Consider the following 13,359-nt stretch of genomic DNA (forward strand, 5'->3'; position numbering starts at 1 on the left):
CACCCCCCACCCCTCCGCTGGCGCCGATCATGCAGTCGTGGTGCCCCGCAAAAGCCGCGCACAGACTCATTTCGCCCACCACAACTGCATGATCGACCCGGCGGAGGGCGGGTGTGGGCAGGCATGGCGGGGGTGGGGTGGGGGAATCGTGGCCGTATGAGGATGAGCAGCGTCCCGGCCGTGGCGGCGTCGAGCGAGAGGGCGGGGCCGGACGGGGTACGGGAGCCGGCCGGCGAGGTGCACGCCTGGTTGCCGGGGCAGAACCAGACCGTCTGCGGGCTCCCGCTCAGCCGGACCCGGCTGCGCCGCTTCCCGCACGTGCGGTTCGAGTACGCCTCGACGGACGTGCTCACCGAGGCGGACCCCGTCGGCCGGATCTGCCCGCGCTGCCTCGCCGCCTCGCAGGGCCGCCGCCGGGGCGGGCAGAAGAACTGGGTCCGCCACTCGCCCCGCCCCTGACGGGCGCGCCGCTCGCCGTACTCCCGACGGTGGGCGTGATCGGCGATTGAGCCGGAGCTGACCGGGTACGGGGCGGGCATGCGGATCGTGGTGGTGGGGGCGACCGGCAACGCGGGCACCGCCCTGTTGCGCCGGCTGCGGCGGGAACGCGGAGTGGAACTCGCCGGGGTGGCCCGCCGGCTGCCGGGGCCGGACTGCGGCGAGCCGTACGACCAGGTGGAGTGGCACTCCTGCGACGTCGGCCTGCCCGGCGCCGCCGACCAGCTCGCCGAGGTCTTCGCCGGCGCCGACGCGGTGGTGCACCTGGCCTGGCAGATCCAGCCCAGCCACGACCAGCGCGTGCTGCACCGGACCAACGTGGGCGGCAGCGCGGCCGTGATCGACGCCGTGGTCCGCGCCGGCGTGCCGGCCCTGGTGTACGCGTCGTCGGTCGGCGTCTACGCGTCCGGCCCGAAGGACCACCCGATCTCCGAGCGCTGGCCGGCGACCGGGGTGCCCGGCTCGTCGTACAGCCGGGACAAGGCCGAGGTGGAGGCGCTGCTCGACCGGGCCGAGCGCGAGCACCCGGAGCTGCGGGTGGTGCGGCTGCGGCCCGGCCTGAACTTCCAGCGGGCGGCGGCCACCGAGATCACCCGCTACTTCCTCGGACCGTTCGCGCCCGTCCGGCTGCTGCGCTTCGGCCGGATCCCGCTGGTGCCGACCAACCCGCGACTGCGGATGCAGGCGGTGCACACCGACGACGTCGCCGACGCGTACGCCCGGGCGGTCCTGGGTGACGCGCGCGGCGCGTTCAACGTCGCCGCGGACCCGGTGCTGACCCCGGAGCTGGTGGCCCGGCACTTCCACGGCTGGACGGTGCCCGTCGCCGCCCCGGTGCTGCGCGTCGCCGCGGCCCTGACCTGGCGGGCGCGGCTGCAACCGATCGACGCCGGCTGGGTGCAGCTGGCGCTGCACGCGCCGCTGATGTCGAGCGAGCGCGCCGAGACGGAGCTGGGCTGGCACCCGCGCCACGACGCGCTCAGCGCGCTGAAGGAACTCTTCGCCGGCATGGCCGACCGGGCACACACCGCCAGCCCGCCGATGTCGGCGGCGCGCCACCTGCCGGGCCGCCCCACCGCCCTGCTGCGCGGTCGCCCCGCCGGCCACGGCAACCCCTACTGACCTGCGCTCGCGGGCGGCGGGCGGGGAGTCAGAAGTCGGCGAAGACGTACGGGTTCTGGCGGGGGAAGAGGCGGCGCAGTTCCGCCGCCGCGTTGGTCGACACGTCGCCCAGCCCCCGCAGGCCCACCTCGACCGGGTCCAGGACACCGTACGCCAGGGCGGAGAGGCCGGCGGCCGTCAGCGTGGCGGTCGGCGGCGAGCCGACGGTGGCGGAGGCCCCGGTGACCAGCTCCAGCGCGCCGGTCGTGCCGTCCAGCAGGTACGACCCGGTCAGCCACCGGTCGCCGGTCAGCTCCACCCGCACCCGGCCCGCCCCGACGGGCAGCCCGGCCAGCGCGTCGATCGACAGCAGCCGGGCCATGGGCGCGGCGTAACTCGGTCGGGCCACCCGCGCCTCGACGTGCACGGCCAGGTCGGTCAGCCACAGCTCCGGCACCTCGTCGACGGGCACCTGCACGGTCACCCGCTCCACCTGGTCGACGTGCCGGCCGAAGAACTGCAACATGAGTGCCCGGGCCAGCGGGTCGGCGGCGAGCAGGTCGCCGGCGGCGAGCGTGCCGCCGTGGTCGTCGATGCGGTAGAGCACCGCGCCGGTGACCGTACCGCCCGTGCGGGCCGTGAGCAGCCAGTGCTCGTCGCGGTCGCGCAACCCCACGTCCCGGTAGCCGGGGAAGATCGCGAAGCCGTGCCGCTCGTTCAGGCACCGCTCGGTGAACGCGCGCCAGTCCCGGTAGCCCTCGCCGATCCGCTCCCAGCCCACCTCGCCGGGCAGGTCGGCGCCGAGCAGCTCGCCCAGGTCGGCCGGCGAGAACGTGACCGTACGCGGCTTCGGCAGCCCCACGTAGCCGAACCGGGCGTAGAACGACGGCCGGAACGGGTAGAGCGCGCTCAGCTGGTGCCCCTCGTCACGCATCTCGTCGAGGAGTTGGTGCATCAGCGTGCGTACGTGCCCCTGCCGGCGGGCCAGCGGATGGCTCGCCACCCCGGCGACGCCGGCCATCGGCAGCACCTCGCCGCGCAGGTTCTGCCGCATCGGGATGGCCGAGGCGGCGGCCAGTGTGGTGCCGCCCTCCTCGACGATCAGCGTCCGGTTGCCCTTGTTGTAGGGCAGGTACCCGCGGAACTCCTCCGCCCGGGCCGTGCTGCGCGGCGACGCCTCGAAGGCGTACGCGCCGAGCGCGAAGCTGGTGGACAGTCTCTCTTCGGCGTTCACCCGGCGGACGGTCATCCGCCCATCCCATCCCGGCCCGGCGGTCGCCGCAACCGCAATCGCCGGTGAGACGGCGACGCCCGGTCAGCCGATCGGCAGGTGTCGAAGGTGCCGGCGGCCGGGACGCGCTCAGCCGGCGACGACGTCCGAGACCACGACGGTCACGTTGTCCGGCGCGCCGGCCTGGTGGGCGAGCTTGACGAGCTGCTCGCCGCAGTGGTGGCGGTCGCCGTACGTGATCAGCGTCGCGGCGATCGTGCCGTCCTCGACGTAGTCGGAGAGCCCGTCGCTGCACAGCAGCAGCCGGTCGCCGGCGACCACCGTGAGCACCCCGACCGCCGGGGGAGTGTCCGAGCCCTGCACCGCCCGGGTCACCAGGGACCGCTGCGGGTGGTGCCGTGCCTGCTCGGGCGAGAGCGCCCCCTGGTCCACCAGCGCCTGCACGAAGGTGTCGTCGCGGGTGAGCTGGGTCAGCTCCCCGTTGCGTAGCAGGTAGCAGCGGGAGTCACCCACCTGGGCCAGCACCAGCGCGTCCCCGGCGAGCAGGGCGGCGGTCAGCGTCGTACCCATGCCGTCGCGCGCCGGGTCGACGGTGATGGCGGCGTGGATGCGCCGGTTGGCGGTGCTCACCACGGCGCGCAGCGCCGCGGCCGCCTCGTCGGGGGTCGTCGGCGGGCTCAGCTCGTCCAGGATGCGGATGACGATCTCGCTCGCCACCTCGCCCGCGGGCAGGCCGCCCATGCCGTCCGCGACCGCGACGAGGCGGTCACCGGCGAGGGCGGAGTCCTCGTTGTTGGTGCGAACCAGGCCGATGTCGTTGAGGATGGCCGAGCGGAGGATCAGCGTCATGGGGTCAAGCTTGCCAAGAACACCCTCCCGCCGTCTCTACGCACTACTGCGTAGGGTTGGGGAATGATGCCGGTGTCGATGGTCGGACGCGCCGGTGAGCTGATCGAGCTCGACCGGGCGTGGTCCACCGTGGTCGCCGGCCGACGGTCCGCGCCGGCCGTCGCGGTGATCACCGGAGCGGCCGGGGTGGGCAAGTCCCTGCTGGTCTCGGCCGCCCTCGACGCGTTCGCCCCCCGACCGGCGGTGGTGCTCTCCGGCGCCGCCCGCGTGCACAGCCCCGCCCCGTACGACTGGCTGGCCGCCGTGCTCACGGGCCGGGACACGAGCCGGCTCGACCTGCCGCCGGACGCGCTGGCCTGGCTCGCCCAGCAGCCGACCGCGCCGCGCGAGCGCTACGCGCCGGGCACCCTGCTCCGCCTCGCGGTGCGGGTCGTCCGGCTGCTCGTCGGCGCCGGCCCGGCCGTGGTGGTGGTGGAGGACCTGCACGCCCTCGACCCGGCCAGCCTGAACCTGATCGGCGAGCTGGCGACCGCCGCCGACCTGCCGGCGCTGCTGGTGGTGGCGAGCCGGCCCGCCGAGGACGCCGTCGCGCCGGACCTCGCGGTCCGCGCGCTGGCCCGGCTCTGCGGCGTCCGGGGCGCCGTCCGCCAACACCTCGGACCGCTGCTTCCGGCCGAGGTCGCCGAGGTGCTGACCCAGGTGTACGCCGACCCGCGCCCGTCCGGCCGGCTGGTGCGCGCCGTCTGGCAGCGCACCGGAGGCAACCCGTACGCGCTGACCGAGCTGCTCGCCGCCCACGCCGGCCGGGGGCCCGAGGCGCTGCTCCGGCCGCCGCCCGCCCCGCGCCCGCCGAGGGTGGCGTCGCAGCGGCCGGTGGATCCGGTGGACGCCGAGCTGACCGGGCGGGAGATCGAGGTGCTGGGTTGCCTGGTCGCCGGGATGTCCAACAAGCAGGCGGCGCGGGCCCTCGGCATCTCGGTGCGGACGGTCACCGTGCACGTGTCCAACCTGCTGCGCAAGACCGGCTCGGCTTCGCGTACGGAGGCGGCGATCTGGGCGGTGCAGCGGCGGCTACCGGTGCCGACCCCCGTCGACGGCTGAGCCCCCGCCGCCGGGTTGAGGTGCTCACCTGCGGGGGTAGCGGAGCAGGAGGCTGGCGGCGACCTCCTCGTCGCCGACGGCGGCGTACACGTGCGGCACATCGGAAGTCCAGCGCAGGTGCCCGCCGGCGGCGGCGGTCAGCGGCGCGTCGACCGGGCCGGCGCGCAGCACACCCGAGAAGACGGTGACGTGCTCGGTGACGCCCCGCTGGTGGGCGGGGGAGAGCTGCTCCGCGCCGGGCGCGACCAGCATCCGGTACAGCTCGTAGGTGGCGTCGCTGTCCTCGAAGACCTCCAGCAGGATGGCGCTGACCGCGGCGCCGCGGACGACCGGCCCGGCCGCCGGGCCGGAGAGCACGGCCGTCAGCGGTACGCCGAGCTGCGCGGTGATCGCGTAGAGCGTCTCCAGGGTCGGGTTGCGGGTGCCGTTCTCCAGGCCGGAGAGGGTCGCCTTGCCCACCCCGGCGAGCCGGGCGAGGGCGGACAGCGACATCCCGCGCTCCTCGCGCAGGGCGCGTACCCGGCGACCGACGGCCTCGGCGCCCGGGTCGGGGGCCGATCGGTGGACTGGTGACGTCTGCGGCACCCCGCTATGGTGCTACAGGTTCTTGTTCCGTAAACGGAACGGTCGGGGAGGCGGGATGGCGGGACGTTCGCAACCGGTGCTGGCGGGTGTGGTGACCGCGCTGGTCGGGTTCGCCAGCTCGTTCACGGTGGTGCTGGCCGGCCTGCGGGCCGTCGGCGCCTCGGACGCCCAGGCCGCCTCGGGGCTGCTGGCGGTGTGCGTGGCCTCCGGGATCTCCGCCGTGTGGCTGGGCCTGCGGCACCGGATCCCGATGAGCGTCGCGTGGTCCACCCCGGGGGCGGCGCTGCTGGTCGCCACGGGCACGGTGCCCGGCGGTTGGCCCGTCGCCGTCGGGGCGTTCCTCGTCTCGGGTGCGCTGATCGTGGCCGCCGGGCTGTTCCCCGCCCTCGGGCGGGCCGTCGCGGCGATCCCCCGGCCGGTCGCGGGCGCGATGCTCGCCGGGGTCCTGCTGCCGCTCTGCACCGCCCCCGTCCGCGCGCTGGTCGAGGTGCCCCGGCTGGCCGTCCCCGTGGTGCTGGCCTGGCTGCTGCTGCACCGGTTCGCCCGCCGGTGGGCGGTGCCGGGCGCGCTGGTCGTCGCGGTGGCGGCGATCGCGCTGACCACCCCGGTCTCCGGGCTCGGCGGCGCGCGGCTGCTGCCCGTGGTCGAGTTGACCGCGCCGGCCTGGAACGTCTCCGCGATGGTGGGCCTCGCGTTGCCGCTCTTCCTGGTCACCATGGCCGCGCAGAACGTACCGGGCATGGCGGTGCTGGTCGGCTACGGCTACCGGCCGCCCTTCGGCGCCGCGCTGCGCGCCACGGGACTGACCACCGTGCTCGCCGCGCCCGCCGGCGGGCACGCGGTCAACCTCGCCGCGATCACTGCCGCGCTGGCCGCCGGCCCGGACGCCCACCCCGACCCGGACCGCCGCTGGATCGCCTCGGTCACCGCCGGGACCGGGCTGGCACTGCTGGGGCTGGGCGCCGGGGCGGCCACCGCGCTGGTCGCGCTCGCCCCGCCGGTACTGATCGAGGCGGTCGCCGGGCTGGCGCTGCTCGGCGCGCTGGCCACCGCGCTCACCTCGGCGCTGGCGGAACCGGCGGACCGGGAGGCCGCCGTGGTCACCTTCGTGGTCACCGCCTCCGGGGTGACCCTGCTCGGTGTGGGCGGCGCGTTCTGGGGTCTGGTCGCGGGCGGGGTGATGCTCCTGCTCTTCCGCCACCGCTCCGGCGGGCCGACCGCGCCGGAGCCGGCGCCCGCACCCGCCGCGACGGAGCCGGCGTCCGCACCTGCCGCGACGGGGTCGCCGGGCCCGGCGGTGGAACCCGTCACAGCCGGGTCGCCGGGCCCGGCGGTGGAACCCGTCACGACCGGGTCGCCGGGGCGGACCGGGGCCGGGCGGGTCGATGTCACTCCTCGGGCGGCAGGTCGCGGGCCGGGACGTCGAGGCGTACCTGGCCGTCGGTGACGTCGGCGATCTGCTCGGCGAGCACGTAGACCGCGCCGGTGCGGACCAGGTCGGTGGAGACCTTCAGGTAGCCGCTGTGCAGCAGCCGGGCCGCCAGGTCGGCCGGTACGTCCGGCTCCTCCACGGCCGTCGACTCGATCAGCTCGTCCAGGCTGCTGCCCGGGTCGGCGGTCGGTGCCTGCACGGTCACCGCGTTGGGATCACCCCGCTGGACCAGGTCGACGGTGCCGAACTCGGTGCCGTCGACGTCGATCACCCGCATGCCCGTGGTGACCCGGGAAACTGTCGCCTGCCGCTCGGTGCCCTGCTGCTCCATCCCGGGGCGGTTCCCGGCCCCCGCTCCGGCTAAACCACCGTCGAGATCTTGGACAGTTGTCGCTCGGGCCGAACGCCAACTGTCCAAGATCTCGGGCGGGGTCCCTCACCAGGCAGTTGGGGGGCGGGGGGAGAGTTCGCGCCACGTGTCGGTGCCCTGGAGCAGCGCCCGGACCGTCTCCTCGGCCTCCTCGGCGGTGCCGTACTCGTAGAACCGGGAGACGCCCTCGGAACCGCCGGCGCGCTGCTCGACGTGCCACCGGTCGGCGTCCACCCGGAGGAAGACGTCGCGCCGGGCCAGCCGGCCCCATTTCCCGTTCCACCAGTGCTTCCGCTGCTCCATGGCGGGACTCTATCGAACAGGCGTACGAAAATGTGTGGCCCCTGCGGGATTCCCGCAGGGGCCGGTGTGCGTGCGCCGGGTTCAGCGCGCAGTGGGCGGTTCCTCCCGGCGGCCGAGCACCTCGTCGAGCGCCCCGCGCCGCTGCCCGGGGGTGGTGTGGCCGGCGGCGACCAGGGCGTCGCGGATCTCGGTGAGCAGCCGGACCTCCTCGCTCGGCGCCTTCGGCGGCGGCTCCTCGCCCCGCTTGCGCCGCTCGGCCAGCTTGTTCATCGGGAACACCACGAGGAAGTAGAGCGCCCCCGCGGTGAGCAGGAACGTGATCAGCGCGTTGACGAACGCGATCCAGTCGAAGGCGATGCCGCGGAACATCGGGGCGGTGCCGGCCAGGCCCTTGTCGCTACCCGTGATGAGCAGCACGAAGACCCGGATCAGCGGTTCCAGGAACGACTTGGTGAGCTGGGTGACCACGCCCGTGAACGCGGCGCCGATGACGACACCGACCGCCAGGTCGACGACGTTGCCGCGCATGATGAAGTCTTTGAAGCCCTTGAGCATCCGTACTCCCGAGGTGTCCGGTCTTCCGTCCGGCACAACCTATGCCCCGGGCGAGGGCTCCAGAAAAGCGCCGGCCTCGATCGCCGCGCGGCCCGGGTCGCCGGCCCGGATCGCCTCGACCAGCCGGGAGTGGTCGACGTAGCGGTCCGGCTCCAGCGCGCCGCCCATCGACTGGGCGATCGTGCTGTGCAGCGCGGCCCCGACCGAGGCGTACAGCTCGGCGAGCATGCCGTTGTGCGCCGCCGCGACCACGGCGGTGTGCAGCGCCGCGTCGGCCGCCACGAACTCGTCGAACCGGCCGTCGCGCCAGGCCGCCTCGCGGGCGGCGAGCGCGCCGTCCAGGGCCGCCAGGTCCTCGGTCGTACGCCGCAACGCGGCGAGCCGGGCGGCCTCCACCTCGAAGGCGCGGCGCACCTCGACCACCTCGGCCATCCGGTCGGCGGTGAGCCGGCGGGCCACCACCGGCGCCAGCTCGTCGGTCGACACCACGTACGTGCCGGAGCCCTGCCGGCACTCCAGCACCCCGGCGTGCACCAGCGCCCGCACCGCCTCGCGGACCGTGTTGCGGCCCACGCCGAGCGCCGCGACCAGCTGCGGCTCGGTGGGGATCCGTCCGCCGACCGGCCACTCGCCGCCGAGGATCCGCTCCCTGAGCTGGGCGATGGTCTGCCGCACCCGGTGGCCCCTGGGTGGCGCGGCGGCGGAATCAACCGACGGTGGCACTGGTTACAACACCTGCCTGAAATTCATCCCATGATTGTAGGTTCGGACACATGACCCCGCCAGCCACCGCCGCCGTCGACGCCGGAACCTCACCACGTTCCGGGCGGGAGACGATCGCCGGGCCGGACGACGTGCCCGCGCCGGCGGATGCGACGGCTCCTGCCACCGGTCCCACCCCCAAGCCGGCCGGACCGGTCGCCGGTGGGCTGCTCGTGCTCGTCGGCATGCTGCTCGTGGCGCTCAACCTGCGGGCCGCGATCACCAGCCTCGGCGCCCTGCTCGACGAGGTACGCGGCGGCCTGGCCCTCTCCGGGGCGCTGGCCGGGGTCGTGACCACCCTGCCCGCGGTGGCCTTCGCCGTCTTCGGGTCGCTCACTCCCCGGCTGGTCCGCCGGAACTCCCCGGCCCGGGTGCTGGTGGTGGCGATGCTGATCCTCGCCGCCGGGCAGCTCGTCCGGGTCGGCACGGACTCCGCGCTGGTCTTCATCGCCGGCAGCGCCCTCGCGCTGGCCGGGATCGCGGTGGCGAACGTCCTGCTCCCGCTGCTGGTCAAGCAGTACTTCCCGCACCGCGTCGGACTGGTCACCGGGGCGTACTCGATGACGTTGACGGTGGGGTCGACGGTGGCCGCCGCGGCGGCGGTGCCGGTGGCGCACCTCTTCGGCACCTGGCGGGCCGGGCTCGCCGTGTGGGCCGGGCTGGCCCTGGTGGCCGTACTCCCGTGGGTGCCGCTGGCGCTGCGGGCGCGCGCGGCCCGACGGGCGGCGACCCTGGCGGCGGTGGCCCCCCGTTCCGGCCGGATCCGGCCGGGGCGGAGCCGGCTCGGCTGGGCGATGGCGGTCTACTTCGGGACGCAGTCGCTGGGCGCCTACGCGATCATGGGTTGGCTGGCCCAGCTCTTCCGCGACGCCGGCTACCGGCCGCAGGACGCCGGCCTGCTGCTCGCCGGGGTGACGGCGCTGGGCGTGCCGATCGCCCTGCTGATGCCGACCCTGGCCGGGCGGCTGCGCACCCTGCACCCGCTGGTGCTGACGCTCTCCGCCGCGATGGCCCTCGCCTACGTCGGGATGGCCGTCGCGCCGCACGACGGGGCGCTGCTCTGGGTGGTGCTGCTCGCGATCGGGCAGAGCGCCTTCCCGATGATCCTGGCCACCATCGGGCTGCGGGCCCGGACGACCGAGGGGACGGTGGCGCTCTCCGCGTTCAGCCAGAGCGTCGGCTACCTCATCGCCGCGCTGGGGCCACTGCTGGTGGGCATCCTCTACGGGACGACCGGCGGGTGGACCGTCCCGATCGGGTTCCTGCTGGCGGCACTCGCCGTGCAGACCGGCGCGGGCATGGTGATCGCCCGTCCCCGACACATCGAGGACGAGGCGTGAGGGGGAACCGTCAGGAGGAGGCCGGCGTGGGATCGCCGGCCACGGCCTGGTCGACCGTCGGGTAGGTGTGCAGCACCTCGACGAGACCGCTCACCTCGAGGATGCGCAGCACGCCCCGCTGCGGGGCGGCCAGCCGTACCACGCCGCCCGCCTCGTCGCAGCTGTTCTTGGCCCGGACGAACACCGACAGCCCCGTGGAGTCGCAGAACGAGACGTTCGCCAGGTCGAAGACGAGCCGGCTGCGGCCCTTGTCGAGCAGGTCGGTGATCTGGTCCTGGAGCTGCGGTGCGGTCGCCATGTCCAGCTCGCCCGCGACCGATACGACGACCACGTCGCCGCGTTGTTCCGTGTGCACCGTCAAGGACATTCGCCAGACCTCCTGTTATCGGGGAAACGGTATCCCACTATCGGGGTGGTACGCAGAACGGGATGCGGTATCCGGTGGCCGTCCTCATTCGTTTGCCCTGCGACAAGTAGCGCTCCAACCCCCGGTGATAGAGTCCGCCGTCGAGGTCGAAGGGGGTTCACCATGGCGTTGAGCGCCGAGGAAAGCAGCCGGCTGGCCGGTCTGCTGACCGGTCATGCCGATCGGATCATGCAGCGTTGGACGGAGATCGTCGCCGGGTCCCTGCGCGGGCGGCTCAGCCAGGGCGAGCTGCGCCGGCAGCTGCAGGAGCTGCACTCTAGCATGATCACTGCCAGTGGGCAGGGTGCCATCGACCTCGACGCCGAGCCGGCCGCCGAGCTGCGCGCCGTGCTCTCGGAGCTGTCCCGGGGACGCGCCCGGCAGGGCTTCTCCGCCTCCGAGACCGCGATCAGCGTGTTCTCGCTGAAGGAGGTGCTGCTGGAGCTGCTGGAGGCCGACGGCGGCGCCCAGACGCTGCGCGACTACGTCGCCTTCTCCGGGCTGATCGACCAGATGGGCCTCTTCACCTTCGAGAGCTTCGTACGCACCCGCGAGAGCCTCATCGCCGACCAGGCGGAGCAACTGCTGGAGCTGTCCACCCCGGTGGTGAAGCTCTGGGAGGGCGTGGTCGCCGTGCCGCTGGTCGGCACCCTCGACTCGGCCCGGGCCCAGGTGGTGATGGAGCGGCTGCTCCAGACCCTGGTCGACACCGGCTCGCCCTACGCGATCATCGACATCACCGGCGTACCGGCGGTGGACACCCAGGTCGCCCAGCACATCCTCAAGACCGTGGTGGCCGCCCGGCTGATGGGCGCCGACTGCATCATCTCCGGCATCCGGCCGCAGATCGCCCAGACCATCGTGGCCCTCGGCATCGAGTTCGGCGACATCGCCACCAAGGCGAGCCTCGCCGACGCGCTGCGGCACGTGCTCCGGCTCACCGGGGTCGAGACCGGGCGCCGCCAGCGTCGGGAGGCCTGATGGAACGGGTGCCGATCCTCAAGATCGGCGACATCCTGCTGGTCTCCATCCAGGTCGACATGTCCGACCAGACGGCCGTCCAGCTCCAGGAGGACCTCGCGGAGCGGATCGTCGCCACCGGCTGCCACGGCGTGATCATCGACATCACCGCCCTGGACATCGTCGACTCCTTCGTCGGGCGGATGCTGTCGACCATCGCGTCGATCTCCAAGGTGCTCGACGCGGAGACGGTCGTGGTCGGGATGCGTCCCGCCGTCGCCATCACCCTGGTCGAGCTGGGCCTGTCGCTCAACGGCATCCGGACGGCCCTCAACGTCGAGCGGGGCATGGAGCTGATCGCGGCGGCCCACGCCGACGAGCGCGAGCTCGCGTTCGACGACGAACCGGACGCCGAGACGACGGCGTTGTCATGACCACCGGAGTCGACCTGGGCCAGCCGCAGGCGCAGGCGATCCGCAGCGACGAGGACGTGGTACGCGTCCGGCAGTTGGTGCGTACGGTGTCGGTGGCGGTCAAGCTCTCGCTTGTCGACCAGACCAAGGTCGTCACCGCGGCGAGCGAGCTGGCCCGCAACACCCTGGTGTACGGCGGCGGCGGCTCGGTCGAGGTGGCCACCGTGGACAACGGCCGGCGGCGGGGCGTGCGGATCGTCTTCGCCGACTCCGGCCCGGGCATCGCCGACCTCGACCTGGCGCTGACCGACGGCTACACCACCGGCGGCGGGCTCGGCCTCGGGCTCAGCGGCGCCCGCCGGCTGGTCGACGAGTTCGACATCCAGACCGCTCCGGGTGAGGGAACCCGGATCACGGTCACCAAATGGGCCCGGTGAACGACGACGCGGTCTCCGACCGCGGCGTCTGGTACCGGGTCGAGAGCGGCGGCGCGGCGAGCGCGGCGCGTCGGGCCGCCGAACGGCTCGGCGCCCAGCTCGCACTGGGCGACGCCCGGATCGCCGACCTGTCCATCGTCGCCGCCGAGCTGACCAGCAACCTGGTCAAGCACGCCGACGACGGTGTCCTCCTGCTGCGGCCGGTGCGGCGCGACGGGGAGGCCGGCGTGGAACTGGTCGCCCTCGACTCCGGGCCGGGAATGGCCGACCTCACCGCCTCCGTCGAGGACGGGCACTCCACCGTCGGGACGCTCGGCATCGGCCTCGGCGCGATCGTCCGGCAGGCGAGCTGGTTCGACGGCTACTCCCGGCCGCCGCGCGGCACCGTCCTCGCCGTCCAGGTCTGGCCGAAGCCCGACGGCGGGCACGAGCGGCCCTGGGCCGGCGCGCTCAGCCGGCCGATACCCGGGGAGTCGGTCAGCGGTGACGGCTACGCCTGGCGGATCGTCGAGGGCCGGCGCCAGGTGCTGGTCTGCGACGGCCTGGGGCACGGTCCGCTCGCCTCCGCCGCCACCGACGCCGCGCTCGACGCGTTCCGCAGAGCGCCGGCGGGGCCCCCGTCGGCGGTCGTCGCGCACCTGCACCGCTCGATGTCGCACACCCGGGGCGCGGCGCTCGCCGTGGCCGAGCCGGACCCGTCGGCCGGGGTGCTGCGCTACTCGGGGCTGGGCAACATCGCCGCCGCCGTGATCGGCGGCGACGGCAAGCGGCGGGGCCTGGTCTCGCTGCCCGGCATCGCCGGGCACCAGCGACCCTCGGTCCGGGAGTACGACTACCCCTTCGACGCCGAAGCCCTGCTGGTCATGCACAGTGACGGGGTGGTCGACCGCTGGCAGCTCGCCGACTATCCCGGTCTCGCCGACCGGTCGCCCCTCGTGGTGGCCGCGACGGTGCTGCGGGACGCCGGCACGCGCCGCGACGACGCCTGCGTCCTGGCCGCCCGGGCCTGGTCGTGA

At 74.4% G+C, this 13,359-nt stretch carries 17 protein-coding genes; 9 read left to right on the forward strand and 8 right to left on the reverse strand.

What is annotated here, in order from left to right; translation table 11 throughout:
* The first annotated feature begins 156 nt into the window (after positions 1 to 156).
* On the forward strand, positions 157 to 459 hold the full coding sequence (locus AC0OO9_RS16080) for a hypothetical protein (RefSeq protein ID WP_484510965.1): 303 nt from the start codon (positions 157 to 159) through the stop codon (positions 457 to 459).
* Positions 460 to 537: 78 nt separating this feature from the next.
* A complete protein-coding gene (locus tag AC0OO9_RS16085) occupies positions 538 to 1,620 on the forward strand; it encodes an NAD-dependent epimerase/dehydratase family protein (RefSeq protein ID WP_484510966.1) in 1,083 nt (360 codons plus the stop codon).
* Between the two features lie 28 nt (positions 1,621 to 1,648).
* On the opposite strand, the gene AC0OO9_RS16090 is transcribed toward AC0OO9_RS16085, so the two are convergent.
* Together AC0OO9_RS16090 and AC0OO9_RS16095 are read right to left on the reverse strand one after the other, a co-directional pair.
* A complete protein-coding gene (locus AC0OO9_RS16090) occupies positions 1,649 to 2,833 on the reverse strand; it encodes a GNAT family N-acetyltransferase (RefSeq protein ID WP_484510967.1) in 1,185 nt (394 codons plus the stop codon).
* Positions 2,834 to 2,959: 126 nt separating this feature from the next.
* The gene (locus tag AC0OO9_RS16095) at positions 2,960 to 3,679 is read right to left on the reverse strand and encodes a PP2C family protein-serine/threonine phosphatase (RefSeq protein ID WP_421456844.1); all 720 of its coding nucleotides are present in this window, start codon (positions 3,677 to 3,679) and stop codon (positions 2,960 to 2,962) included.
* 63 nt (positions 3,680 to 3,742) lie between these two features.
* Between AC0OO9_RS16095 and AC0OO9_RS16100 the strand changes: the two genes are divergently transcribed.
* A complete protein-coding gene (locus tag AC0OO9_RS16100) occupies positions 3,743 to 4,780 on the forward strand; it encodes an AAA family ATPase (RefSeq protein WP_484510968.1) in 1,038 nt (345 codons plus the stop codon).
* A gap of 24 nt (positions 4,781 to 4,804) precedes the next feature.
* Here AC0OO9_RS16100 and AC0OO9_RS16105 read toward each other — a convergent pair whose 3' ends face one another.
* A complete protein-coding gene (locus tag AC0OO9_RS16105; protein ID WP_484510969.1) occupies positions 4,805 to 5,272 on the reverse strand; it encodes a helix-turn-helix domain-containing protein in 468 nt (155 codons plus the stop codon).
* Between the two features lie 148 nt (positions 5,273 to 5,420).
* Here AC0OO9_RS16105 and AC0OO9_RS16110 point away from each other — a divergent pair, with 148 nt between their 5' ends.
* Positions 5,421 to 6,812 (forward strand): benzoate/H(+) symporter BenE family transporter, encoded by a 1,392-nt coding sequence (locus tag AC0OO9_RS16110; protein ID WP_484510970.1) that lies wholly within the window; start codon positions 5,421 to 5,423, stop codon positions 6,810 to 6,812.
* On the opposite strand, the gene AC0OO9_RS16115 is transcribed toward AC0OO9_RS16110, so the two are convergent.
* The 4 genes from AC0OO9_RS16115 to AC0OO9_RS16130 form a co-directional block, all read right to left on the reverse strand.
* Positions 6,754 to 7,128, reverse strand: coding sequence for a hypothetical protein (locus AC0OO9_RS16115; RefSeq protein WP_484510971.1), 375 nt, complete (start codon positions 7,126 to 7,128; stop codon positions 6,754 to 6,756). The two genes, AC0OO9_RS16110 and AC0OO9_RS16115, sit on opposite strands and share 59 nt — an antisense overlap.
* Positions 7,129 to 7,233: 105 nt before the next feature.
* On the reverse strand, positions 7,234 to 7,470 hold the full coding sequence (locus AC0OO9_RS16120) for a hypothetical protein (protein WP_132232264.1): 237 nt from the start codon (positions 7,468 to 7,470) through the stop codon (positions 7,234 to 7,236).
* An 81-nt stretch (positions 7,471 to 7,551) separates the two neighbouring features.
* Positions 7,552 to 8,025, reverse strand: a complete 474-nt coding sequence (gene mscL, locus AC0OO9_RS16125) for a large conductance mechanosensitive channel protein MscL (RefSeq protein WP_484510972.1) — start codon at positions 8,023 to 8,025, stop codon at positions 7,552 to 7,554.
* A gap of 39 nt (positions 8,026 to 8,064) precedes the next feature.
* Positions 8,065 to 8,748, reverse strand: a complete 684-nt coding sequence (locus AC0OO9_RS16130) for a FadR/GntR family transcriptional regulator (RefSeq protein ID WP_357576876.1) — start codon at positions 8,746 to 8,748, stop codon at positions 8,065 to 8,067.
* Positions 8,749 to 8,798: 50 nt separating this feature from the next.
* Between AC0OO9_RS16130 and AC0OO9_RS16135 the strand changes: the two genes are divergently transcribed.
* Positions 8,799 to 10,127, forward strand: a complete 1,329-nt coding sequence (locus AC0OO9_RS16135) for a CynX/NimT family MFS transporter (protein ID WP_484510973.1) — start codon at positions 8,799 to 8,801, stop codon at positions 10,125 to 10,127.
* A gap of 10 nt (positions 10,128 to 10,137) precedes the next feature.
* On the opposite strand, the gene AC0OO9_RS16140 is transcribed toward AC0OO9_RS16135, so the two are convergent.
* The gene (locus AC0OO9_RS16140) at positions 10,138 to 10,494 is read right to left on the reverse strand and encodes an STAS domain-containing protein (protein ID WP_092381119.1); all 357 of its coding nucleotides are present in this window, start codon (positions 10,492 to 10,494) and stop codon (positions 10,138 to 10,140) included.
* Between the two features lie 162 nt (positions 10,495 to 10,656).
* On the opposite strand from AC0OO9_RS16140, the gene AC0OO9_RS16145 reads away from it, so the two are divergent.
* Genes AC0OO9_RS16145 through AC0OO9_RS16160 form a run of 4 tightly spaced genes read left to right on the forward strand, consistent with a single transcriptional unit; the run spans position 10,657 to position 13,359 of the window.
* A complete protein-coding gene (locus AC0OO9_RS16145; protein ID WP_484510974.1) occupies positions 10,657 to 11,514 on the forward strand; it encodes an STAS domain-containing protein in 858 nt (285 codons plus the stop codon).
* Positions 11,514 to 11,927, forward strand: coding sequence for an STAS domain-containing protein (locus AC0OO9_RS16150; RefSeq protein WP_357576874.1), 414 nt, complete (start codon positions 11,514 to 11,516; stop codon positions 11,925 to 11,927). The genes AC0OO9_RS16145 and AC0OO9_RS16150 overlap by 1 nt, the downstream gene beginning before the upstream one ends.
* Positions 11,924 to 12,343 carry an ATP-binding protein gene (locus AC0OO9_RS16155; protein ID WP_484510975.1) on the forward strand — a complete coding sequence of 140 codons (420 nt, stop codon included), beginning with the start codon at positions 11,924 to 11,926 and terminating at the stop codon, positions 12,341 to 12,343. The genes AC0OO9_RS16150 and AC0OO9_RS16155 overlap by 4 nt, the downstream gene beginning before the upstream one ends.
* A complete protein-coding gene (locus tag AC0OO9_RS16160; protein WP_484510976.1) occupies positions 12,331 to 13,359 on the forward strand; it encodes a SpoIIE family protein phosphatase in 1,029 nt (342 codons plus the stop codon). Before AC0OO9_RS16155 ends, AC0OO9_RS16160 begins: the two co-directional genes overlap by 13 nt.

This window comes from Micromonospora sp. USAFONa4, assembly GCF_057197825.1.